The organism is Janibacter limosus NBRC 16128 (assembly GCF_001570985.1).
Lineage (GTDB): Bacteria > Actinomycetota > Actinomycetes > Actinomycetales > Dermatophilaceae > Janibacter > Janibacter limosus.
This window is the reverse complement of the sequence record NZ_BCSS01000014.1, coordinates 1-21,945: the sequence shown is the minus strand read 5'-3', so window position 1 is coordinate 21,945 and position 21,945 is coordinate 1. Positions and strand designations below refer to the sequence as shown.

Here is a 21,945-nt window from a genome sequence, read left to right as displayed (position 1 = left end):
CGAGCCTAGGACAGGCGGGCACCCTCCGGACGGTCCGTGGCGATGGTCGTCACCCAGTAGCGTCGCTTGCCGCTGCGGGAGTCCTCGTACTCGCCGCCGGCGCCCTCGATGGTCGCGCGGGAGGCTTCGTTGTCCTCGTCGCAGGTGATCAGGACGCGCTCCAGACCCATCTCGCCGGCGAGCTCCAGCACCTGACGAAGGGCGGTGCTCGCGTGCCCCTGCCGCCGCGCCGAGGGGCGGATCGAGTAGCCGATGTGCCCACCCTGCTCGAGCAGGAAGTCGCTCAGCTCGTGCCGCAGCGCGATCGAGCCGAGGTACTCCTCGCCCTCGACGACCCAGAGAAAGGTGCACGGGACGAAGCCGGCGGGTCGCGGCGTCTCCGGGAGCTCGTCGGCGCGACGGACCTGCACGAAGCGGCGGAACTCGTCGCGGTCCTCCAGCCCCTCCCGGGTGAAGCTGAAGCCCTCGAAACCGACCGTCGGGTCAGCGGCCTGCACCAGGTCGCCGTCGCCGTCGCGGTGCGCACCGCCGAACTCGTCGTGGGCCTCCAGGTAGGAGGCCTGGTAGCGGGGGTCGGGGCGCACGATCTGGGACATGGGAGCAGCCTAGATCCCGGGTCAGACGACCGGATCCACCGGTGAGGTGTACTCGCCCTCGGGGACCGGAGTGATGTCGACGGGCGCACGCAGGGTGCGCACGTCCCGGGACAGCAGGGCCAGCAGGCTGGACAGGAGGATGAGCGCAGCGCACACGAGCAGGGCCCGGTGGGCGCCGAGGTGCACCGCTGCCGGTCCGGCGAGCAGGACCCCGACCGGCCCGAAGAGCATCGACCCGAAGGCGTCGTAGGAGGCGACTCGCGAGAGTGCCTCGGGCGGCACCTCGCGCTGCATCGTCGTCTGCCACAGCACGGTGAAGGTGTCCATGCCCAGACCCATGACAAAACCGCCGAGCACGATGAGCGGAAGGGGGGCGCCCACCCCGAGCAGCAGGTAGGGCAGCGCGGTGAGCGAGGTGAGCAGTACCCCGAGGAGGATCGGGCGGCGCGGCCTGATCCGCAGGGCGATGACGACGCCGACGAGCATGCCGACCGCCTCGCCGGTGAGGATCGCCGACCAGGCTCCGGCGCCGCCCAGCTCGGCCTCGGCCACGACCGGACCGAGGACGGTGTGCGCGCCCTGCCAGGCGAGGATCAGCAGGGCGAACTGCGCGACGACGACCCACAGCCACTCGCGTGAGGAGAACTCGACCCACCCCTCCCGCAGCTCGGCGACGACGGAGGTCCCCCCTTCGCGTCCGGGGCGTGGGGTGGAGCCGATCCGCCAGGCGAAGGTCGCGGCCGCACCGTGGATCGCGGCGGCGCCGACGAGGGCCCAGCCGGGCCCGATGAGCACGACGATGGCCCCGGCCGCGATCAGCCCACCGATGCGGGCGACATTGGCGCCGACCGCGAGCAGCGCGTTGGCCGACTGGAGGTGTCCCGCGGGCGCGACCTCGGGGATGATCCCGGACAGGACCGGCCAGACGACGGCGCCGGCGAGGCCGGTGAGCACGGCGAAGGCACAGACCACCGGGATCGGTGCCCACCCGACCAGGAACATGATGCCGATCCCGAGCCAGGCCACGAGGGAGAGGCACTCCCCGGTGAACATCACGAAACGGCGTGGGTAGCGGTCGGCCACGACACCACCGAGCAGCAGCCCGAGGACGTGCGGGATCGCCTCGGCCGCGACGACGAGCGAGAGGGTGCCGGCGTCGGCCCCCGGCAGCCCGAGGACGCCGAAGGCGAGCGCCACGGGTGCGAAGGCCAGCCCGAGCATCGACAAGGTCCGCGCGGCGAAGAGCGCGGCGAAGCGTCGTTCGCGCAGCAGGCTCAGGTGGTCGCGGATCGGGCTCACCGCGGCACGGTATCTGGGCGAAGGGGGTGTCAGTCCCGCGACGTAGGCTGGTCGCCGACATGAGCAGCCTTTTCGACGACCTTCCCGATGCCCTGCCCGGTGACTGGAACCACGACGTGACCGACGCCGGCGTCCCCACGTGGGCGATGAGCGACGAGGGCCCGACGCGGGCCGCGCACAGCCGGCACGACACTCCCGTCCAGCGGGACCCGGAGGAGCTGGTCGCCGGCCTCAACCCGGGCCAGCGCGAGGCGGTCCTGCACGCGGGCGGACCGCTGCTCATCATCGCCGGGGCCGGCTCGGGTAAGACCCGGGTGCTCACTCACCGCATCGCCCACCTGCTCGGGGCGCGGGGCGTCCAGCCGGGCCAGATCCTGGCGATCACCTTCACCAACAAGGCCGCCGCCGAGATGCGCGAGCGGGTCGAGGACCTCGTCGGTCCGCGGGCCAAGGCGATGTGGGTGCTGACCTTCCACTCCGCGTGCGTGCGGATCCTGCGCCGCGAGGCGACCAAGGTCGGGATGAAGAGCAGCTTCTCCATCTACGACGCGGCCGACAGCCAGCGCCTCGTCGCCATGGTCATGCGTGATCTCGACCTGGACCCCAAGCGCTTCCCTCCGCGCTCCATGGGCCATCGGATCAGCAACCTCAAGAACGAGCTGGTCGACGAGGAGGAGTTCGCGCGGCGCGCGGCGGTCGACGAGGACGTCCAGACCGGCGGGACACAGCAGGACCAGACGCTCGCGCAGGTCTACACCGAGTACCAACGCCGACTGCGGCAGGCCAATGCGCTGGACTTCGACGACATCATCATGACGACGGTGCACATCCTGCAGGCCTTCCCCGATGTCGCCGAGCACTACCGCCGTCGCTTCCGCCACGTCCTCGTCGACGAGTACCAGGACACCAACCACGCGCAGTACATGCTCGTGCGTGAGCTGGTGGGCGGCGACAAGGACGCGACCCGGTCAGCCCACTCCGTCGAGCCGAGCGAGCTGGTCGTCGTCGGTGATGCCGACCAGTCGATCTACGCCTTCCGCGGGGCCTCGATCCGCAACATCGTCGAGTTCGAGGAGGACTACCCGGACGCCCGGACGATCCTCCTCGAGCAAAATTACCGCTCGACGCAGACGATCCTCACCGCGGCCAACGCGGTCATCGAGCGCAATGAGTCGCGGCGGAAGAAAAACCTGTGGACCGAGGCAGGGGCCGGCGAGCAGATCGTCGGCTACGTCGGCGACAACGAGCACGACGAGGCCTCCTTCATCGCCAAGAAGATCGATGACCTGCACGACGAGCACGGGGTGCGTCCCGGCGATGTCGCGGTCTTCTACCGGACCAATGCGCAGTCGCGCGCCATCGAGGAGATCTTCGTCCGCACGGGGCTGCCCTACAAGGTCGTCGGCGGCACCCGCTTCTACGAGCGGCGCGAGGTCAAGGACGCCTTGGCCTACCTGCGCGTCGTCGCCAACCCGGCGGACACGGTCAACATGCGCCGGATCATCAACACCCCCAAGCGCGGCATCGGCGACCGGGCCCAGCTGGCGCTCGCCCAGCTCGCCGAGCGCGAGCGGATCCCCTTCGTCGCCGCACTCGGCCGCGTCGAGGACGCCCCCGGCATCGCCACCCGCTCGGTCAAGGCGGTCAAGGGATTCACCGCGCTGCTCGAGGGTCTGGGCGGGCTGCACGAGGGGGGCGCCGGGATCGGCGACCTCCTCGAGGCCGTGCTCGACCGCACCGGCTACGTCAGCGAGCTGCAGGCCAGCCGCGACCCGCAGGACGAGACCCGGCTGGAAAACCTGGCGGAGCTGATCGGCGTCGCTCGCGAGTTCGACGCGACCCGTGAGGCCACCGGCGAGGTCATCAGCCTCGACGACTTCCTCGAGCAGGTCAGCCTCGTGGCCGATGCCGACGAGATCCCCGACGACGAGGGCAGCGAGGGCGAGGAGCAGGGCGTCGTCACCCTCATGACCCTGCACACCGCCAAGGGGCTGGAGTTCCCCGTCGTCTTCCTCACCGGCATGGAGGACGGCACCTTCCCCCACCAGCGCAGCCTGGCCAACGACACCGAGCTCGAGGAGGAGCGCCGTCTGGCCTACGTCGGCATCACGCGCGCTCGCGAGCGGCTGCACCTCTCCCGCGCCGCGGTTCGCAGCGCCTTCGGCACGCCGCAGTACAACCCGGCCTCACGCTTCCTCGACGAGATCCCCGCGGACCTCGTGCAGTGGGAGCGCACGGGCCCGCCGCTCGGTGGCTTCGGTGGTGCCGGGTCCCGCGATGGGCGCCAGCCCGCGGTCGCCCGCCTCGCGGCCCGTCCCGGTGTGCGCTCACCCGGCAACCGGCCGGTCATCGCCCTGACCAACGGCGACAAGGTCACGCACGACAGCTTCGGCCTCGGCACGGTCATCCGCGTCGAGGGTGAGGGGGACAAGTCGATGGCGCACGTCGACTTCGGGGGAGAGGACGGCGTCAAGCGACTGCTGCTGCGCTATGCACCTCTCGAAAAGCTCTGAGGGGCATTCCCGCAGGGACAGACGAAGGGGGCCCGACGAGCAATTGCTCGTCGGGCCCCCTTCGTCGGTGGAGCTATGAGGTCAGGCGATGCCGCGCTCGGCCAGCCAGCCGGCCGGGTCGATCGCGCCGCCGCCACCGGGGTGGATCTCCATGTGGAGGTGGGGGCCGGTGGAGTGCCCGGTGTTGCCCGAGAGGGCGACGACGTCACCGGGGGCGACCTGCTGCCCGACGGCCGCGCTGACCGAGGTCAGGTGCCCGTAGCGGGAGACCGTGCCGTCCCAGTACTTGATGTCGATGTAGACGCCGTATCCGCTCATCGGGCCGGCGCCGACGACGGTGCCGCTGCTCAGGGCCTTCAGCGGGGTGCCGATCGGGGCGGCGTAGTCCTGGCCGGCGTGCAGCCTGCCCCAGCGCTGGCCGAAGGGGGAGGTGAAGACGGCGTTGTCGAGCGGCTTGACCCAGCTCTGGGCACCCGTGGCGGTGTCCGAGGACTCGGAGGACGTGGACCCGGCAGTCGTGGAGTCCTTCGTCGAGGACGCCGACGTGCGCTTCTTGTCCGCGGCCAGCTCCGCGCGGGCCTTGTCGCGGGCGGCGCGCTTGCGCTCCTGCGTGCGGGCCTGGTCCTTGGCGACAGAGGTGGAGGCGGCCTGTCGGCGCGTGGCCAGACCGCTCCTTTCCTGAGCGGAGGCGGTGACCTCCTCGCGGGCGCTCTCGCCCAGCGCCGGGTCGGACAGCAGCGAGGACGCCGTGTCCTGGTCCTGGGTCGGGGTGAGGAGGGCGCCGCGGGCCTGCGTGGCCGCTGACGCACCCGTGAAGGAGGAGGACTGGGCGGCAGTGGCGCCAGCCGCCGTCAGCACCAAGGTGGCCGCCGCAGCCGTGGGGACCAGGTATGCGGGGCCGAAGCTCTTGGGCAGACGCGAAGAGCGCTCGATGGCGCGCCGCTCAGCGCGGGTGGGCGGCCGGTGCCGCCCGGAGTAGTCAGACATGAAGAAGGAGTCCTCGCAGGGGAGTCGTGGACAAATCCTGCGAAACCCTAGCGTGACCTTTTCGTTATGCAAAACTGAGGTGACCGGCGCCACGCTCGCGTCGACCGCCAGGGGCCGGTGGTCAGGCCAGACGGGCGCTGATGTCCGTGACCGAGGCGGTCGGTGTGCCCTCGCTGTCGAGCTGGGTCAGCCGGGTCGCGATCTGGTGCACGACGCTCGGCAGGATCGGCAGCGACAGGTGGCCGATGCCCCGGAGTCGGATGTTGGTGCTGTCGACACCCTCCTGGTGGAGGGAGGCGTTGACGGCGGGCACGACCGCCTCGTCGGTGTCGGACCAGAAGGCGATGACCCGGGTGCGGCACCCGGGCGCGGGCTGGTTGAGCTCCCGCATGAAGGGGCTGCCCGGCCGCAGCTGCCGCAGCAGTGATGCCGGCACCAGGTGGGCGAGCAGGGTCCCGCCGTGCGGGGAGCCCAGCGTGACGAGCGTGTGGACGCGCTCGTCACCGCCCAAACGCGTCACGTAGTACCGGGCGACCACGCCGCCGAGGCTGTGCGCGACGACATGGATCCGCTCGAAGCCGGTCTCCGCGGCGATCGCCTCGATCTCTTCGGCGAGCTGGGCGGCGGCGGTGCGCACGTCCTTGGTGCGCACCGAGTAGTTCATGGAGAAGACACGACTGAACCCACGGCGCAGCAGCCCCCGGCGCAGGAGGGTGAAGATCGAGTGGTTGTCGGCCATGCCGTGCAGCAGCAGGATCGGCGTGCCGGCCTCGGTGACATCAGTGACGAGCCGTCCGCGCTGCACCGGGCTCAGGTGCTCGATGCGATAACCGTGCCGTGGCCCTCCGCGCCGCGGAGCCCGGGCGCCGAAGGGGTAGAGCGAGACGTGGGTCGTCGCCCAGACCACCTCGACGGCCGCGAAGACCGCTGCCTGCACGGTGGCCATCTGTCGCAGCTGCTGGCACACACCGGATCGCAGGCGGGCCGGCGTCGTTGCGGGGCCGCTCCTCGGGACGGTGGTGGTCACCGTGCGTGTCTGCGGGGCCATGGTGACTCGAGAGTAACCCCGAAGGGCGACCTGATGTGAAGGGTCGTGACGAGTCTGTGATCAACGCTTCAACGATCGCCGTGGTGCCCGTCTCATGACCGGAGGTGCTTCCGCCTGCGCGCTGGGGATAGTCTCGACCCGCACCCCGTTACCACAGCAGAGGACGGAATCAACCTCGTGGATCTCTTCGAGTACCAAGCACGCGACGTGTTCGAGAAGCACGGTGTCCCGGTTCTTGCCGGCGCCGTCGCCACCACCCCGCAGGAGGCGCGAGCCGCCGCCGAGAGCATCGGTCAAAAGAGCGGCGGTGTCACCGTCGTCAAGGCCCAGGTCAAGACCGGAGGCCGCGGCAAGGCCGGTGGCGTCAAGGTCGCCAAGACCGCTGACGAGGCCGAGGCGCACGCCGAGGCCATCCTGGGCATGGACATCAAGGGCCACACGGTCCACCAGGTGATGATCGCCCAGGGCGCGCAGATCGCCGAGGAGTACTACTTCTCGATCCTGCTCGACCGGGCCAACCGCACCTACCTGGCGATGTGCTCCGTCGAGGGCGGCATGGAGATCGAGCAGCTCGCAGTCGAGCGCCCCGAGGCGCTGGCTCGCATCGCGGTCGACCCCAATGTCGGCATCGACGACGCCAAGGCCAAGGAGATCGTCGACGCCGCGGGCTTCGACGAGGCCGACAAGGGCGCGATCGCCGAGACGATCAAGAAGCTCTGGGTCGTCTACCGCGAGGAGGACGCCACCCTCGTCGAGGTCAACCCGCTCGTCAAGACCGAGCAGGGCGACATCGTCGCGCTCGACGGCAAGGTCACGCTGGACGAGAACGCCGACTTCCGTCAGCCCGACCACGCTGCCCTCGAGGACAAGGGAGCAGCTGACCCGCTCGAGGCCAAGGCCAAGGCCAAGGGCCTCAACTACGTCAAGCTCGACGGCAACGTCGGCATCATCGGCAACGGCGCGGGGCTCGTGATGAGCACCCTGGACGTCGTCGCCTACGCGGGTGAGGACTTCACCGGAGGCAAGGCCAAGCCGGCCAACTTCCTCGACATCGGTGGCGGCGCCTCGGCCGAGGTCATGGCCAACGGCCTGGACGTCATCCTGGGTGACGAGCAGGTCAAGTCCGTCTTCGTCAACGTCTTCGGTGGCATCACCGCGTGCGACGCCGTCGCCAACGGCATCGTCGGCGCGCTGAAGACCCTCGGTGACGGGGCCACCAAGCCCCTCGTCGTCCGTCTCGACGGCAACAACGTCGAGGAGGGTCGCCGCATCCTCGCCGAGTTCAACCACCCGCTGGTCACCATCGAGGCCACCATGGACGGCGCTGCCCGCAAGGCCGCCGAGCTGGCCGCGAAGTAAAGGACGTAGAAAAAAGACATGGCAATCTTCATCACTGCTGACTCCAAGGTCATCGTCCAGGGCATGACCGGCTCCGAGGGCATGAAGCACACCACGCTCATGCTCGCCTCGGGCACGAATGTCGTGGGCGGCGTCAACCCCAAGAAGGCCGGCCAGAGCGTCGACTTCCCTGACGGCAAGACCGTTCCGGTCTTCGGCTCCGTCGCCGACGCGATGAAGGAGACCGGCGCTGACGTGTCGGTCATCTTCGTGCCGCCGGCCTTCGCCAAGTCCGCCGTCGTCGAGGCGATCGACGCCGAGATCCCGCTCGCCGTCGTCATCACCGAGGGCATCGCGGTCAAGGACTCCGCGGAGTTCTACAACTACAGCAAGGGCAAGGCCACCCGGATCATCGGGCCCAACTGCCCCGGCCTGATCAGCCCCGGACAGTCCAACGCAGGCATCATCCCGGCGAGCATCGCCGGTGCGGGCCGCATCGGTCTGGTGTCCAAGTCCGGCACGCTGACCTACCAGATGATGTACGAGCTGCGTGAGTTCGGCTTCTCCACGGGCGTCGGCATCGGCGGCGACCCGGTCATCGGGACCACGCACATCGACTGCCTCGAGGCCTTCGAGCAGGACCCCGACACCGACGCGATCGTCATGATCGGCGAGATCGGTGGCGACGCCGAGGAGCGCGCTGCGGCGTACATCAAGGACAACGTGACCAAGCCGGTCGTCGGCTATGTCGCGGGCTTCACCGCCCCGGAGGGCAAGACCATGGGCCACGCCGGCGCCATCGTCTCCGGGTCCTCCGGTACGGCCGCCGCCAAGAAGGAGGCCCTCGAGGCCGCCGGGGTCAAGGTCGGCAAGACGCCGTCCGAGACCGCTGACCTCATGCGCGAGATCATGAAGTCCCTGGCCAAGTAAGTCCTGCCAGGCCATGACGAAGGGCGGTTCCCACCGATGAGGTGGGAACCGCCCTTCGTCATGTCGGTGTGAGATCTTGACGGAGCGCTGACGGGATCCGGTAACGATCGTGGCCGGTTGGTCACCTGCAGGCTCTACCGTGCGGATCGGTCCGTCCCCGGATCGTCACCGTCGCTGGAGGAACCCTGATGTCTCGCACCACCATGACCCTCGCCGCGGCAGCACTCGCCGCAGCGGGTCTGCTCGTCCCGACCGGAGCCGGTGCTGCCCCGGCCGAGCGCACCCCGACTGCGGAGGCGCGGTCGGCTGGCATCAACAGCCCGGGTGATGCGGCGATGGGCTGGAATCAGCACGGCGCGAGGCGCACGCCGGAGAGGGCATCGGCCGCGGTCGCTGCACCGTCGGGGGTGCCGGGCATCGATGTGTCCAACTGGCAGGGCCGGGTCGACTGGGCCGCGCAGTGGGGGGCGGGCAAGCGCTTCGCCTATGTCAAGGCGACCGAGGGGACGACGTACGAGAGCCCGTCCTTCGGCCACCAGTACACGGGCTCGTACAGCCAGGGATTCATCCGGGGCGCATACCACTTCGCACTGCCGGACAGCTCGAGCGGGTCGACCCAGGCCAACCACTTCGTGGACAACGGCGGCGGGTGGTCCGCAGACGGCAAGACCCTCCCGGGGGCCCTCGACATGGAGTGGAACCCCTACGGAGCCACCTGCTACGGCAAGACACGCACGCAGATGCGCGCCTGGATCAACGCCTTCCTCACCCAGTACAAGAGCCGGACCGGTCGCTACCCCGTGATCTACACGGCGACGAGCTGGTGGGACCAGTGCGTCGGCAGCGACGCCACGATCGCCGCGAAGTCGCCGCTGTGGATCGCCAGGTACTCGAGCACGGTGGGGACCAAGCCGTATGGATGGTCCACGCACAGCTTCTGGCAGTACAGCACCACCCCCGTCGACCAGAACGTCTGGAACGGCACCTTGGAGCGCCTGCGGTACTTCGCGACGCACTGATGCTCCGGGTGGGCACGTACCGCAGGGTGGGGCAGGTCATGTGGCCGACCACGGGGTGAGGGGTATCCTTGACGGAGTACGAGTCATGTCGTACGCGTGCTCCGGGGTCGGTGTAATTCCGAGCCGGCGGTGACAGTCCGCGAGCCCGTCCTCTCAAGGTCGGGTTGAGCTGGTGAAACTCCAGCACCGACGGTGAAAGTCCGGATGGGAGGCAGCACGCGGCGTCGCGGTCGTGCCGTGCGTGGGTCTGACCCTCGTCGGCATGACGTCATCGGGCATCCGATGGTCTGCGCGCGCGCCGTCACGCCATCTGGCGTGCCTCCCCCTTCGCCCCCGTGGTCCGCGTCAGACCACGGAGAGGGCACGATGCAGCAGCCGGTCACCATCGAGAGTGCGATGACCCGTGCCGTCGAGCTGGCGGCGCGCGGTCTGGGCCGCACCGCACCCAACCCGGTCGTCGGCTGCATCATCCTCGATGCGGACGGCCGGATCGTCGGCGAAGGGTGGCACGAGCGCGCCGGTGGACCACACGCCGAGGTCAGGGCGCTCGCCGAGGCCGGACGGTCCGCCCGTGGCGGCACCGCGGTGGTCACCCTCGAGCCCTGCAGGCACACCGGTCGCACCGGACCGTGCACCGGCGCCCTGCTCGAGGCCGGTGTCGCGCGAGTCGTGGTCGCCGTCCCGGACCCCACCGTGACCGCAGGTGGGGGAGCGGATCTGTTGCGGGAGCACGGGGTCGGCGTCGTCGTGGGCACCGGGCGGGATGCGGCCGCGTACGGCAACCGGGCCTGGCTGCACGCGATGACGACCGGCCGCCCCCACGTCACGTGGAAGCTCGCGAGCACCCTCGACGGACGCACCGCCGCAGCTGATGGCACGAGTCGCTGGATCACCGGGGCGCAGGCCCGCGCCGACGTCCACCGTCTGCGGGCCGAGAGTGATGCCGTGCTCGTCGGCGGTGCCACGCTGCGAGCGGACGACCCCCACCTGGCTGTCCGGGGCATCGACGGTGCGACCCAGCCGCTGCGCGTCGTGATCGACAGCGGGGCGCAGATGCCGCTCACGGCCCGTGTCCTCGACGACGCGGCCCCGACCCTCGTGGTCGTCGCCGACGACGCTGATGCCAGCCGGCTGACCGAGGCCCGCGTCGACGTCCTCGCCGTGCCCCACGGGCCCACAGGCCTGGACCTGGCTGCACTGCTCGTCGGACTCCACGAGCGCGGAGTCCGGTCGGTCCTCCTCGAGGGCGGCGCCCACCTCGCCGCCTCGTGCGTCGCCGCGGACCTCGTCGACGAGGTCGTGGCCCACATCGCACCGGCACTGCTCGGAGCCGGCTCGCCGGTCCTCGCGGATGCCGGCATCACCACCATCACCGAGGCCCTGCGCCTCACCACCACCGATGTCACGCGCCTCGGCGACGACATCGCCGTCACGGCCACCGTAAGGAGGGAGCACTGATGTTCACCGGAATCATCGAAGAGCTCGGGGAGGTGGTCGCCATCGAACCGAGCACGGACTCCAGCCGGATCACCGTGCGCGGGAGCGTCACCACCGCCGACCCCGCGCACGGCGCCTCCATCGCGGTCAACGGCGCCTGCTTGACCGTCACCGACCACGAGGCGAAGGGGGGAGTCGTCACCTTCGACGTCATGGCCGAGAGCCTGCGGCGCACCGCCCTCGGTGACCTGGCCGCCGGCGACGCCGTCAACCTCGAGCGCGCCATGGTGCTCGGTGCCCGCCTCGACGGCCACCTCGTCCAGGGGCACGTCGACGGCACCGCGACCATCCTCGAGCGCCGTCCGAGTGCAGACCGGCGCCGCCCTGAGGTGCGAGGAACGAGCCTCGATGGGTGGGAGGAGGTGCGGCTCGCCATCGACCCCGAGCTGGCCCCCTTCGTCGTGGACAAGGGGTCGATCTGCCTCGACGGCGTGAGCCTGACCCTCACCGAGGTGGGGGACGACCACGTCGAGGTCGCCCTCATCCCCACGACCCTGGAGTTGACCACCTTGGGCCGCAAGGGAGTTGGTGACCGAGTCAATGTCGAGGTCGACATCCTCGGCAAGTACGTGCAGCGCATGCTGGCGCTTGATCCGAAGGAAACCCGATGAGTCACGACGACACCCTGCTCGACCCCATCGAGAGCGCGATCGAGGCGATCGCTGCCGGGCGTCCGGTCCTCGTGGTCGACGATGCCGACCGGGAGAACGAGGGCGACATCATCTTCGCCGCCGATGCGGCGACGGACGAGATCATGGGTGCCACGGTGCGCCTGGGCAGCGGCGTCATCTGCGTCGCGATGACGGGCGAGGAGCTCGACCGCCTCGCGCTGCCCCCGATGACCGCGATCAACGAGGACTCCAAGGGGACCGCCTACTCCGTCTCCGTCGACGCCCGAGAGGGCGTGAGCACCGGGATCAGCGCCGCCGACCGGGCCCGCACGGCTCGCCTCCTGGCAGACCCGTCGACGGGGCGCGGTGACCTGGCCCGCCCCGGCCACGTCTTCCCCCTGCGCTCTCGCGATGGGGGGGTGCTGGTGCGTCGCGGCCACACCGAGGCCGCGGTCGACCTGTGCCGGCTCGGCGGTCGCGCGCCCGCGGGCGTCATCTGCGAGGTCGTCGAGGAGGACGGCTCGATGTCCCGCCTGCCGCAGCTGCGGCAGCTCGCCGACGAGCGTGGCTGGCCACTGGTGAGCATCGCCGACCTGGTCGACCTGCGGCGCCGGACCGAGTCGCTCGTGGAGCGAGTGGTCTCCACGCGCCTGCCGACCATCCACGGCGAGTTCATGGCTCATGGATATCGCAGTGGCATCGACGCCAGCGAGCACATCGCCCTCGTCCACGGGGACATCACGTCCGGGACGCCGCTGGTGCGCGTGCACAGCGAATGCCTGACGGGCGACGTCTTCGGCTCGCTCCGCTGTGACTGTGGCCCTCAGCTCGACGCGGCCCAGGCGGCCGTCGCCGAGGCCGGCTCCGGTGTCATCGTCTACGTCCGCGGGCACGAAGGGCGAGGCATCGGGCTCGTCGACAAGCTGCGCGCCTACTCCGCGCAGGACGGCGGCGCGGACACCGTCGACGCCAACTCCGACCTGGGCCTGCCGGTCGATGCCCGGGACTACACGCATGCCGCTCAGATGCTGCGTGATCTCGGGGTCGAGACCGTGCGCCTGCTGAGCAACAACCCGGCCAAGGTCGAGGCGCTCACCGCGCTCGGCGTCGAGGTCGTCGACCGGGTGGGACTTCCTCCGGAGGTCACGAGCGACAACCTGCGCTACCTGCGCACCAAGCGCGACCGGATGGGTCACGACCTCCCGTGGCTGCCGGGTACCGACGACGAAGGGAGCACACGATGAGTGGTCACGGAGCACCGACGATCCAGGTGGAGGGGGCTGCAGGCCTCACGGTGGCGATCGTCGCCTCGAGCTGGCACACCCAGGTCATGGACGGACTGGTCGGCGGGGCGCAGGGAGCGCTCGCAGAGGTGGGCCTGGAGGCGACCCTCGTGCGGGTCGCGGGCAGCTTCGAGCTGCCGGTCGTCGCGGCGCAGCTGGCCCGCACGCACGACGCGGTCATCGCGCTGGGGGTCATCATCCGCGGGGGCACCCCGCACTTCGACTATGTCTGCGCGGCCGCGACCGACGGTCTCTCGCGCGTGGCGCTCGACTCCGGGACCCCCATCGGGTTCGGCCTGCTCACCTGCGACGACGAGGAGCAAGCCATCGCCCGAGCCGGACTGACCGGCTCCCAGGAGGACAAGGGCCGCGAGGCCACGGAGGCGGCGCTGTCCACGGCCGTCACCCTGCGCGGTCTCCGAGCGTGACGGAGCACACGGTGCGGTGTGGATCAGCGGTGGTGACGCGGAGCGACATGCGGGTCTAGCCTTGCGAGGCAGCGCCGACCCGGTCGATCCCCCCTGTTCCCGGGTCGGCGCTGTCTGCCGTGACTCCTCAGGGAGCGTTGCGGGACGCGGTGAGGTCGAAGTCCCCGAGGGCGGACTGCGCGACCTGGCGCATCTCCTCTGACGTGTAGGTCATGCCGTCGAGCTCGGCGACAGTGAGGTACGAGGTCGACGCTCCGCGGGTCGCCTCGACCCACCAGTAGGTCGCACCATCGGCCCCGCGGGCGTGCCACGAGCGGAACCTGGCATCGCCGGGGAGGTCCTCGGTGACCCGCTGGGTGACCGTGTAGGTCTCTTCGCACTGGGCCACGGCCGTGTCGATCGCATCGGTCGGAGCGTCCGTGCCGCCGGACGCCGTGCCGATCCACTGTCCTGCGACCACCCGACCGTCGTCGAGCGTGGAGACGCGCCGGTCCCACGTGTCCGAGCGGGGGGCCTGGAAGCACTGCCCGTCAGGGTCGGTCGTGCCCTGCGTGCTCGCGACGGGCAGGCCGAGGGCGGCTGACCACTCGCTCGAGTCGAGCATCCGCATCGTCGGCTCGCCGGCCGAGTCGGTGGAGGTCGCAGCAGGGGGAGCGGTGTCGACCCGGGCCTGCACGAGGAAGCCGGTACCCGTCGCGATGAGCGCAGCGGCGGCCACTCCGGCGAGCAGCGTGAAGGAGCGACGGCGGCGCCTGGCCAGGTCGACGACCTGGCCAGCGGACGCCTGCTCCCGGCCCTCGGCGCGGGCCCGCACAAAGGCCGGCTCGGGCAGGGGTTGGGCGGAGACATCCTCGCGCAGGGAGACCAGCGCGGAGCGGACGAGCTCGTCGTCCTCGAGGCCCCACGGCTGGTCGTCGTGGTGGTCAGTCATCGTGGGCCTCCTTGTCGGTGAGTGCCTTGGCCAGCTGTGCTCGTCCACGGTGCAGACGTGCCTTGATGGTTCCCGGCGGGGCGCCGGTCTGCCGGGAGATCTCCTCGACCGACATGTCGGTGAGGTAGTGCAGTGCGAGGGTCTCGCGCACCTCGGGGCCCAGGGTGCGCAGGGCAGCGACCACCGTCACCCGGTCCACGGTGGGGCCGGCTGGAGACGGGGGCTCCCCGTGGCGCTCCATCGCCTTGTTCCTGTTGGTGTTCTTGCGCCATGCGGAGATCGCGATGCGCCGAGCCACGGTCCGCACCCAGGCGCCCGGCTCGTCCGTGGCGCGCACCTGGTCCCACCGCTGCCATGCCCTGGCGAAGGCCTCCTGGGTGGAGTCCCGGGCCAGCTCGAGGTCGCCCGTGGCGGCATACACGAGGTGCACGACGCCTTGGGCCGTGGAGCGGTAGAAGTCGTCGAACTCGGCTTCGGCCGATGCCTCGCCTCCCTTCATCACCCCTCCAGACGCCTGCGGATGCACGTGGGTTGCTCCCGGAACCGAAATCTTTTCGTGACCCTCGGCTGGCCTCCACCACCCATCCCCCTTCGTCGGTGACCATGGGGGCGTGACGGTGATGGAGCTCATCCGGTCGGCCACGACCGTTGATGACGGTACTCGGAGACGGCCCGAGGTGCGGGCGGCAGCGGCAGGCGCCCTGACGGCAGCCGTTGGTTGGGCGCTCCCCGTCCTCCTGGTCGTGCTCGGCGCTCTGGCGGTCCCGCGCGCGTCCGCCGGCTTCGGTGACGCCGTCGGCTCCGGTAGCCTGGTGTGGCTCGTCGCTGGTGGTGCCCGCCTGCATCTCGGTGACGGGACCCTGGCCCTCACGCCCCTCCTCGGGGCCGTGCTCCTCGTCCTCCTCGCTCGCGCGGGAGCCCGTCGTGGGCTGCCCGAGCAGCCGGCCCCGCGGGTGCAGGGTGCCTGGCTCGGTGGATATGCCGCGGTCGGGGTGGTGGCTGCGCTCATCGGGCTCATGTCACCTGCAGGTCCCGTCCTGCTCAGCCTCGTCCTGCCCTTGATCGTCATACCCGCCGTCGGGCTCGTCTGGGCGCACGGACTCCCGGAGCAGCTGGACGACCTGTGGGTCCGCGCCCCCCTGTCGCTGCGTCGGGGCCTCCTCCCGGGAGCGAAGGGGGCGGTCCTGCTCATCGCGCTCGGCTCGGTCCTCGTGGCCGTGGCCACGCTGCTGCACCTGGGGCGGGTCGCGCACATCCACTCAGCCCTCGACGCCGGCTTCTTCGGCGGAGTCGTCCTCGTCCTGCTCCAGGTGGCCCTGCTGCCAAACCTCGGCATCTGGGCGCTGTCCCTCGCTGCCGGACCGGGCTTCTCGACCACCGGTGGCGCGATGACGACCTGGTCGGGCGCCGAGGCCGGACTGCTCCCGATGGTCCCCGTCCTGGCCGCGCAACCGCAGCCCGGCGGCCTCCCGTGGGCCACCCACCTGCTCGTCCTGCTGCCGATCGCGGTCGGCGTCTGGCTCGGCCGCGAGGCGCTGGCCTACGTGCCCCGACTGGCCGCGACCCAGACCAAGCTCGCGGCCGTGGTGGCTGCGGTCCTCGTGGCCGCCGTGACGATCGCTCTGCTCGACACCTTCGCCGGCGGCTCACTCGGGGCGGTCCGGCTGTCCCACCTGGGCGCTCCGGCGCCCCTGCTTGCGCTGGTGCTCTTCGGTGAGCTCGCGGTCGGAGCCTTCGCCGTCCTCGCGCGCGACTGGTGGGTCCTGCGCCGCTGAGGGCACCATTGACCATGCGCACCCCACGCCTGCTCTCGTCTGCGGTCGCTGTCAGTGCCCTCGTGCTGGCCCTCACCGCCTGCGGTGGAGCCGACGAGCCCGGGGACGGGGCGTCGGGCACGACGGTGACCGTCACCACGCAGGCGACGTCCTCGCCCGCCGAGCCAGCCACTGGGACGTCGAGCGCGGCGGGCCAGCCGTCGCAGTCAGCGATCCCGTCCGCCAACCGGTTGGGTCAGGACACCGCGGACGCCAGCTGGGTCTCGCCGAGCGGCAAGATCGTGTGCACGCTGTCGACGCAGGGTCCTGAGGCCTTGGCTCGCTGCGACCTGCGCAGCGGCGCTCTCCCGGTCCCGGCTGACCTCAAGGACGGCTGCGAGTTCGACATGGGCGCCAGCATGGTCGTCGACGCGCAGGGCGCCCGCCCCGGCTGCGTCAGCGATGCGGTCACGGCGCAGTCGGCCACCCAGGCCCAGGACGCCGGCTGGTGGACGGCGGAGCTCGGCTCGTCCGCGCAGGACGAGGCGGTGCTCCCGTACGAGCACAGCGTCGGGACTGATCAGGCAGAGTGCGAGAGCCGCTCCACCGGGATGACCTGCCGGGTCGGCGACCACGGGTTCACGATCAACGACTCCTCGTACACCACGTGGTGAGTGCGGACGGAGACGGTCGGCAATCGCCTGTGAGTGCGGTCTACCCCCCGCGATGCAGCACGAAGGTCCGCATCTCGTCCTCATCGCCGAGGTCCACGTAGGTGAGTCCGGTGGGTGCCTTCGCCGCCCTGTCCTCGACCGGTGTGGCCACGTTGGCGTCTGGCTCTGAAGGCACGCCTGCAACCTGAGCGAAGGCCGCGAGGTAGGCCTCGCGCTGTGGTTGCCAGTCGAGCAGGGCGCTCACTCTCTCTCTGCCGCGCAGGGCGAGAGTGACCCGTAGATCAGGGTCGTCCAGCAGACGTTCGACAGCGTCGGCCATCGCGGACACGTCCCCAGAGGGGACGTACAGGACGGCATCTGCGCCGCTGACCCGGGTCTCCTTCAGGTCGAATGCAACGGACGGCAGCGCGAAGGCCATGTACTCCATCGTCTTGTTCATCGTCGAGAGCTCGTTGAGAGGAGTGGCCGCATCAGGGCCGATCCCCACGTCTGCAGCGCTCAGATACTGCGCGATCTGCTCCGGCCCGACGCGGCCGGTGAACTCCACGTACGGATCCAGCCCGAGGTCGGTGGACTGTTGCTCGAGCTCGGCGAGACAGTCACCGAAGCCCAGGAGCGCAGCCCGCACCGTGGTGCGACCCCGGCGATGCACCAGCTCGTCCATCAGCTTCAGGACGTTGTCGACGCCATCCTGAGGTCCCATGATCCCGAGGTATGCCAGCAAGTGCTCGCCACCTCGGCGCACATCGATCGTCGGGTGCACCGGGCGCATGCGGGTCGTGTCCGGGCCGCTACGCACGACGGTCACCTGGCTCTCCGCAACGCCGCCCCGCCGTCGTGCGATCTCCTTGTACGACTCGTTGGTGGAGATCACGTGGTCGGCGGTGCGGAATGTGCGGCGCTCCAGCCAGCGAAGTCCCGCGAGCTGGACACGCCCTGCGAGCGATGTCGGAGCTCCGAACCGCGACACGAACAATTCGGGGTTCAAGTCGTGGTGGTCGAAGATGAACCGGACACCGCGCACGCGCCAGAACTTGGCCAGCAGCCAGTAGGTGTCCGGTGGGTTGCAGGCTTGCATGATGTCGAAGCCTCGCTCCCGGTGGACGCGCAGACTCAGCCATGCGGTTCTGAGCCAGGAATAGGCGAACTCGTACGCGAAGCCGGCTGCCCCCTGCGCCTCGGGCGCTGGCCGATACTTGTACAGGGCCACGCCATCGACGTCGTGCCGCGCAGGGTCGCCCGGGCCCTTGGGACAAATGACGCTGACGAGGTAGCCGTTGTCGCGCAAGGCCTGACACTCCAGCCAGACCCGTCGGTCCAAGGGGACCGGCAGGTTCTGGACGATGATGAGCACACGCGTCCCAGAGCCTGGTGGCCTGGTGGTCGTCAACGCGGTACACCCGCTGCCAGGACATGGCCCAAGTCAGTCACCCCTTGACGGTTTTGTTGTTCGACAGCCAGACGTTCGACGCGTCCCAGTCGACGTCTGGACCGAGGTTGGCAGTCGGGCCGTAGCGGTTGTCGCTGCCGAGTGCGTTGTCCCGGAAGGTGCACGCAGCCCCCGTGGTCTTGGACCCTCCACCATTGACGGTGTAGTTACCGCCATTGAGGTAGTTGCCCGTGACATGGCAGTCGGTGACGGGACCGTCGTCCTCGCCGAACATGAAGGCGGCATTTCCCATGAGTCCCGACTCCGGGTTGTAGGCCTCCAGGGCGTTGCCTCGCACGACGATGTTCTTGCCGGAGACGACCTGCACGACATCGGTGTGGTTGTCACCCTTCTGCACCATTTCGTGGATGAGCGAGTCCTCGATGAAGACGTCGCCACCCGCCACGCGCGGCCCCTCGGGGATGTTGTGGATGTGGACTCGCCGGAGGGTGTACTTGCCGAAGGCGATGGCGGCTTCCCCTCGTCCGCGTCCGTCGATCTCGCTGTCTTCCACGAGGAGGTTCTTGCCCCCGTCCACACGCACGGGGAAGGGACCGGTGTTGAGGATCCTTGAGTTGCGGATGACTACGTTGTCGGCCTTCACGGTGACCGTCCCGGTGATCTCCTTACCGTCGATCACCGTGCCGTCCTTGTCGATCGTCAGGGACCCCGACGGCTTCAGGCGGGTACCAGCGGGCACACCGGTGGTCGACTCATCGGGGAAATCGGAGCGTTGCAGTGACGGGGGAGGACTGGCGACATCGGCAGCCTGGGTCGGGTCGGCTGCGACCCGCGTCGGGGCGCCGCTGGATGAACTGCAGGCGGTCGCCAACAGGGCAATGGTCATCCCTGCGCCGATCACGATGGATCGCGCCTGAATGCCAGCCACGACTGACTCCCTCCCCTCCTCCCGACCCGTGCCGGGGGAGCCCCTGGCAGGGGCGTCCACACAGTCAAGCGTGCTCCCTCTTCGGGGTCAATGCCTGGTCATTTGGGGACTGCTACGTTGAGCCGCGTGACCTTCTGGGCCAGCGTGATCATTCCGGTGCTGAATGAGGCAGAGTCCATCGGCTTGCAGCTCGATGCCCTCGCTCAGCAGGATGTCGATTTCCCGTGGGAGGTCATCGTCGTCGACAACGGCTCGACAGACGACACCGTCGATGTGTGCGCTTCCTACACGTCCAGACTGCCCATCCGCGTCGTGGCCTGCGAGACGCCAGGGACGAGTGCCGCGCGCAACAGGGGAGCCGCGGTCGCCGGGTCTGACCGGTTGCTCTTCTGCGATGCCGACGACATGGTGGGACCCGGTTGGATCCGGGCGATGGTGCTGGCGTTGGACCGGGCCGACGCGGTGGGCGGCGCCATCGAGAACGACCTCCTCAACGGCAACCGCCCCTCCTTCCTGCCTCGCCACCCCGACGGGCTGCCGGTCGTGGCGGGGTTCCTCCCTCGCGCCATCAGCGCCAACTTGGCGGTGCAGCGAACGGTCTTCGACGAGATCGGGGGTTTCGCAGAGGCATACACGTATGGGTCTGATGACACGGAGTTCAGCTGGCGACTGCAGCTCGCCGGGTTCAGCCTTCGACATGCCCCCGATGCGGTGGTCCACTACCGGCACCGTTCCACCCTCCGCTCGGTGGCCGTCAAGGCCTACAAGGCGAATCAGTCACGTGGCCGACTGTTCCGTGACTACGGTGATCGCGGGATGCCGCGGCCACGGCTGGCCGGGGCGGCCGGGAGGTGGGCCAGGCTCATTGCCGTGGCACCGATCGTGCCCTTCTCTCAGCGGGTGCGATGGCAGTGGACGGAGGACCTCGCCGGCGCGGCCGGACGTGTCTCCGGGAGCGTCCACCATCGGGTGCTCTACCTGTAGGACTGCTCGCAGACACCCGTGTCCGAGCCTAGGCAAGCCGCTTGGAGCGGAGTACTTTGGCGGTGGGAGAAGGCCCCGCGATCACTAAGGGTCGCGAGTGCTGCCCCTGAGGAGGGGCTATGTCTGCAGTCACAACTGGTCGGTGGGCGTGGGGGCGCTGGGTTTGCGGGGCGCTGATGAGCGCTCTCTTGGTCATGGCGTCAATGGGAGGGCCGGCCGCCGCGGGAGTGGCCAGCCAGGGGTCCCGTGCCGTGGCGGCGGGCAAGCTCCCCGTCCAGACCCTCGTGGGGGCCACCGGGCAGGTCGTGGTTCCCAACTTCGTCATGGATCCGGTGAACCCACGCAAGGTGCTCGTCGACGACACAGTGGCATGGACGTGGACTGCCCCGGCCGACGGCCGATATGACTTCGACACCCACGGGTCCGAGGCGGACACAGTGCTCACCGTGCGCCCCCAGAGTGGACGAGCGGGCTCAGGCAAGACCACGCATAGCGATGATGTCGGTGACGTGACCACATCTGCCGTCGTCGTCGTTGCCAGCGAGGGCCAGATCTTCCAGATCAGTGTTCGCGCGAAGCACCGCCAGGCCGGTTTGATGACGCTGTCCTGGAGTGAGGACGTGGGTGTTGCCCAGCCGAAGCAGCGGCGTGTCGCTCCCTCGCAGAGCACCTTTGCATCGATACCCGCGTCGACGAACACCGGCGAAAAGCCGCAGTCGAAGGTATGGCGTCATGATGGTGCTTGGTGGGTCGTTCTGGGGTCCACGGGCATCTCGCCTGCTGGAACCTGGGTGTGGAAGCTCGAGGGCGAGCGTTGGCGACCCGAGGTGATGATCTCCCCCAGCACGGCTGTGCGCGCCGACGTGCAGACGGACGGCGACCTGGCCCACGTTCTGCTGCACGGGCCGAGCACTTCACTGGTGTCACTCCAGTACGACGGGGCCGGTTACCAGCCCTGGGCGCAACGTCCGGAAGCGACCGGCATCTCCATGCCGGGGAGCGAGACTGCCACGTTGACGACGGACACCACCGGTCGCATGTGGGTCGCCTATGACACCAGCACGACAGTGCAGATGCGCTACAGCGATGCTCCCTACACGTCGTTCTCGGCGCCGATCACCGTGGCCAGTGGCATCAAGGACGACGACATCGCCGCGATCACGTCGTTGCGCGGAGGCCGCATCGGCGTCATGTGGTCCAACCAGTCGAGTCGGCGATTCGGCTTTCGCACGCACCAGGATGGCAGCGCGCCCAGCAGCTGGACCTCGGATGAGGTCCCAGCCGGCGGTTCGGCCAAGTCGGTTGGTGGCGGGATGGCCGATGACCACATCAACCTGGCTGTGGCGTCCGACGGGACGCTTTTCGCGGCGGTCAAGACGTCCTTTGACTCAGCGTCGCAACCCGTCATCGCCCTCTTGGTACGCCAGCCTGACGGCGCCTGGGAGCCGCTGCACGAGGTGGCCCGCCACGGCACGCGGCCGATCGTCCTGCTCGACGAGGGGGCGGCGACGGTGAAGGTCGTCTTCACCACCACCGAAAATCTGGATGACGTCGTTGAACGGGTCTCGCCGATGTCCAAGATCCAGTTTTCGCCGAGCGAGACCAAGGTGTTGAGCGGCTCCTTCAACAATGTCACCAGCACCAAGTCCAACGCCGACGGCGCCTGGCTGGTACTTGCTGCCTCCACTGGGACTGTTTCCCATGCCATTGTCGGTGGGAGCGCAGAGGCCCCTGA

The 21,945-nt window shown here is 69.7% G+C and carries 20 protein-coding genes and 1 riboswitch; of the genes, 12 read left to right on the top strand and 8 right to left on the bottom strand.

Features of this window, described 5'->3' with window-relative positions:
* Positions 1–5 precede the first annotated feature (5 nt).
* Together JLI01S_RS07030 and JLI01S_RS07025 are read right to left on the bottom strand one after the other, a co-directional pair.
* Complete coding sequence (locus JLI01S_RS07030) at positions 6–596, bottom strand: GNAT family N-acetyltransferase (RefSeq protein WP_068262145.1); 591 nt, start codon at positions 594–596, stop codon at positions 6–8.
* 21 nt (positions 597–617) lie between these two features.
* Positions 618–1,895: an MFS transporter gene (locus JLI01S_RS07025; RefSeq protein WP_245634546.1), complete on the bottom strand. Its 1,278-nt coding sequence runs from the start codon at positions 1,893–1,895 to the stop codon at positions 618–620.
* 59 nt (positions 1,896–1,954) lie between these two features.
* On the opposite strand from JLI01S_RS07025, the gene pcrA reads away from it, so the two are divergent.
* Positions 1,955–4,408 (top strand): DNA helicase PcrA, encoded by a 2,454-nt coding sequence (gene pcrA, locus JLI01S_RS07020; protein ID WP_068262142.1) that lies wholly within the window; start codon positions 1,955–1,957, stop codon positions 4,406–4,408.
* 81 nt (positions 4,409–4,489) lie between these two features.
* Here pcrA and JLI01S_RS17315 read toward each other — a convergent pair whose 3' ends face one another.
* Both JLI01S_RS17315 and JLI01S_RS07010 read right to left on the bottom strand, forming a co-directional pair.
* The gene (locus JLI01S_RS17315; RefSeq protein ID WP_068262137.1) at positions 4,490–5,395 is read right to left on the bottom strand and encodes a M23 family metallopeptidase; all 906 of its coding nucleotides are present in this window, start codon (positions 5,393–5,395) and stop codon (positions 4,490–4,492) included.
* Positions 5,396–5,516: 121 nt separating this feature from the next.
* Positions 5,517–6,443 carry a lipase family alpha/beta hydrolase gene (locus JLI01S_RS07010; RefSeq protein ID WP_245634545.1) on the bottom strand — a complete coding sequence of 309 codons (927 nt, stop codon included), beginning with the start codon at positions 6,441–6,443 and terminating at the stop codon, positions 5,517–5,519.
* 177 nt (positions 6,444–6,620) lie between these two features.
* Here JLI01S_RS07010 and sucC point away from each other — a divergent pair, with 177 nt between their 5' ends.
* The 7 genes from sucC to ribH all read left to right on the top strand — a co-directional run bounded on the left by sucC (position 6,621) and on the right by ribH (position 13,549).
* Positions 6,621–7,802: an ADP-forming succinate--CoA ligase subunit beta gene (sucC, locus tag JLI01S_RS07005; protein ID WP_068262134.1), complete on the top strand. Its 1,182-nt coding sequence runs from the start codon at positions 6,621–6,623 to the stop codon at positions 7,800–7,802.
* Between the two features lie 18 nt (positions 7,803–7,820).
* The gene (sucD, locus tag JLI01S_RS07000) at positions 7,821–8,711 is read left to right on the top strand and encodes a succinate--CoA ligase subunit alpha (protein ID WP_055993292.1); all 891 of its coding nucleotides are present in this window, start codon (positions 7,821–7,823) and stop codon (positions 8,709–8,711) included.
* Positions 8,712–8,899: 188 nt separating this feature from the next.
* Positions 8,900–9,730, top strand: a complete 831-nt coding sequence (locus JLI01S_RS06995) for a lysozyme (protein WP_068262131.1) — start codon at positions 8,900–8,902, stop codon at positions 9,728–9,730.
* Positions 9,731–9,822: 92 nt separating this feature from the next.
* A riboswitch (FMN riboswitch) is annotated at positions 9,823–9,952 on the top strand.
* 144 nt (positions 9,953–10,096) lie between these two features.
* Entirely contained in the window at positions 10,097–11,188 is a 1,092-nt protein-coding gene (gene ribD / locus JLI01S_RS06990; RefSeq protein ID WP_068262128.1) for a bifunctional diaminohydroxyphosphoribosylaminopyrimidine deaminase/5-amino-6-(5-phosphoribosylamino)uracil reductase RibD, read from the top strand.
* Positions 11,188–11,838, top strand: coding sequence for a riboflavin synthase (locus JLI01S_RS06985; protein ID WP_068262126.1), 651 nt, complete (start codon positions 11,188–11,190; stop codon positions 11,836–11,838). The genes ribD and JLI01S_RS06985 overlap by 1 nt, the downstream gene beginning before the upstream one ends.
* On the top strand, positions 11,835–13,082 hold the full coding sequence (locus JLI01S_RS06980; RefSeq protein WP_068262123.1) for a bifunctional 3,4-dihydroxy-2-butanone-4-phosphate synthase/GTP cyclohydrolase II: 1,248 nt from the start codon (positions 11,835–11,837) through the stop codon (positions 13,080–13,082). Before JLI01S_RS06985 ends, JLI01S_RS06980 begins: the two co-directional genes overlap by 4 nt.
* Entirely contained in the window at positions 13,079–13,549 is a 471-nt protein-coding gene (ribH, locus tag JLI01S_RS06975) for a 6,7-dimethyl-8-ribityllumazine synthase (protein ID WP_068262119.1), read from the top strand. Before JLI01S_RS06980 ends, ribH begins: the two co-directional genes overlap by 4 nt.
* Before the next feature lie 127 nt (positions 13,550–13,676).
* Here ribH and JLI01S_RS06970 read toward each other — a convergent pair whose 3' ends face one another.
* Entirely contained in the window at positions 13,677–14,480 is an 804-nt protein-coding gene (locus tag JLI01S_RS06970; protein ID WP_068262117.1) for a hypothetical protein, read from the bottom strand.
* Positions 14,473–14,979 (bottom strand): RNA polymerase sigma factor, encoded by a 507-nt coding sequence (locus JLI01S_RS06965; protein ID WP_068262115.1) that lies wholly within the window; start codon positions 14,977–14,979, stop codon positions 14,473–14,475. The genes JLI01S_RS06970 and JLI01S_RS06965 overlap by 8 nt, the downstream gene beginning before the upstream one ends.
* A 121-nt stretch (positions 14,980–15,100) precedes the next feature.
* On the opposite strand from JLI01S_RS06965, the gene JLI01S_RS06960 reads away from it, so the two are divergent.
* Together JLI01S_RS06960 and JLI01S_RS06955 are read left to right on the top strand one after the other, a co-directional pair.
* A complete protein-coding gene (locus JLI01S_RS06960) occupies positions 15,101–16,255 on the top strand; it encodes a cell division protein PerM (protein WP_068262103.1) in 1,155 nt (384 codons plus the stop codon).
* Between the two features lie 14 nt (positions 16,256–16,269).
* Positions 16,270–16,908 carry a hypothetical protein gene (locus tag JLI01S_RS06955; protein ID WP_068262101.1) on the top strand — a complete coding sequence of 213 codons (639 nt, stop codon included), beginning with the start codon at positions 16,270–16,272 and terminating at the stop codon, positions 16,906–16,908.
* A gap of 40 nt (positions 16,909–16,948) precedes the next feature.
* Here JLI01S_RS06955 and JLI01S_RS06950 read toward each other — a convergent pair whose 3' ends face one another.
* Together JLI01S_RS06950 and JLI01S_RS06945 are read right to left on the bottom strand one after the other, a co-directional pair.
* Positions 16,949–18,262, bottom strand: a complete 1,314-nt coding sequence (locus tag JLI01S_RS06950) for a glycosyltransferase family 4 protein (RefSeq protein WP_245634544.1) — start codon at positions 18,260–18,262, stop codon at positions 16,949–16,951.
* Positions 18,263–18,335: 73 nt separating this feature from the next.
* Positions 18,336–19,226, bottom strand: coding sequence for a right-handed parallel beta-helix repeat-containing protein (locus JLI01S_RS06945; protein WP_157074854.1), 891 nt, complete (start codon positions 19,224–19,226; stop codon positions 18,336–18,338).
* A gap of 126 nt (positions 19,227–19,352) precedes the next feature.
* Here JLI01S_RS06945 and JLI01S_RS06940 point away from each other — a divergent pair, with 126 nt between their 5' ends.
* Both JLI01S_RS06940 and JLI01S_RS06935 read left to right on the top strand, forming a co-directional pair.
* A complete protein-coding gene (locus JLI01S_RS06940; RefSeq protein WP_068262090.1) occupies positions 19,353–20,210 on the top strand; it encodes a glycosyltransferase family 2 protein in 858 nt (285 codons plus the stop codon).
* Positions 20,211–20,461: 251 nt separating this feature from the next.
* On the top strand, positions 20,462–21,945 hold a 1,484-nt coding region (locus JLI01S_RS06935; protein WP_157074853.1), incomplete at its 3' end, for a hypothetical protein.

What these genes read in the sequence shown, in the direction of transcription:
- JLI01S_RS07030 (WP_068262145.1), bottom strand. Translation starts at nt 596, where the DNA reads ATGTCCCAGATCGTGCGCCCCGACCCCCGCTACCAGGCCTCCTACCTG.
- pcrA (WP_068262142.1), top strand. Translation starts at nt 1,955, where the DNA reads ATGAGCAGCCTTTTCGACGACCTTCCCGATGCCCTGCCCGGTGACTGG.
- JLI01S_RS17315 (WP_068262137.1), bottom strand. Translation starts at nt 5,395, where the DNA reads ATGTCTGACTACTCCGGGCGGCACCGGCCGCCCACCCGCGCTGAGCGG.
- JLI01S_RS07010 (WP_245634545.1), bottom strand. Translation starts at nt 6,443, where the DNA reads ATGGCCCCGCAGACACGCACGGTGACCACCACCGTCCCGAGGAGCGGC.
- sucD (WP_055993292.1), top strand. Translation starts at nt 7,821, where the DNA reads ATGGCAATCTTCATCACTGCTGACTCCAAGGTCATCGTCCAGGGCATG.
- JLI01S_RS06995 (WP_068262131.1), top strand. Translation starts at nt 8,900, where the DNA reads ATGTCTCGCACCACCATGACCCTCGCCGCGGCAGCACTCGCCGCAGCG.
- ribD (WP_068262128.1), top strand. Translation starts at nt 10,097, where the DNA reads ATGCAGCAGCCGGTCACCATCGAGAGTGCGATGACCCGTGCCGTCGAG.
- JLI01S_RS06985 (WP_068262126.1), top strand. Translation starts at nt 11,188, where the DNA reads ATGTTCACCGGAATCATCGAAGAGCTCGGGGAGGTGGTCGCCATCGAA.
- JLI01S_RS06980 (WP_068262123.1), top strand. Translation starts at nt 11,835, where the DNA reads ATGAGTCACGACGACACCCTGCTCGACCCCATCGAGAGCGCGATCGAG.
- ribH (WP_068262119.1), top strand. Translation starts at nt 13,079, where the DNA reads ATGAGTGGTCACGGAGCACCGACGATCCAGGTGGAGGGGGCTGCAGGC.
- JLI01S_RS06970 (WP_068262117.1), bottom strand. Translation starts at nt 14,480, where the DNA reads ATGACTGACCACCACGACGACCAGCCGTGGGGCCTCGAGGACGACGAG.
- JLI01S_RS06965 (WP_068262115.1), bottom strand. Translation starts at nt 14,979, where the DNA reads ATGAAGGGAGGCGAGGCATCGGCCGAAGCCGAGTTCGACGACTTCTAC.
- JLI01S_RS06960 (WP_068262103.1), top strand. Translation starts at nt 15,101, where the DNA reads ATGGAGCTCATCCGGTCGGCCACGACCGTTGATGACGGTACTCGGAGA.
- JLI01S_RS06955 (WP_068262101.1), top strand. Translation starts at nt 16,270, where the DNA reads ATGCGCACCCCACGCCTGCTCTCGTCTGCGGTCGCTGTCAGTGCCCTC.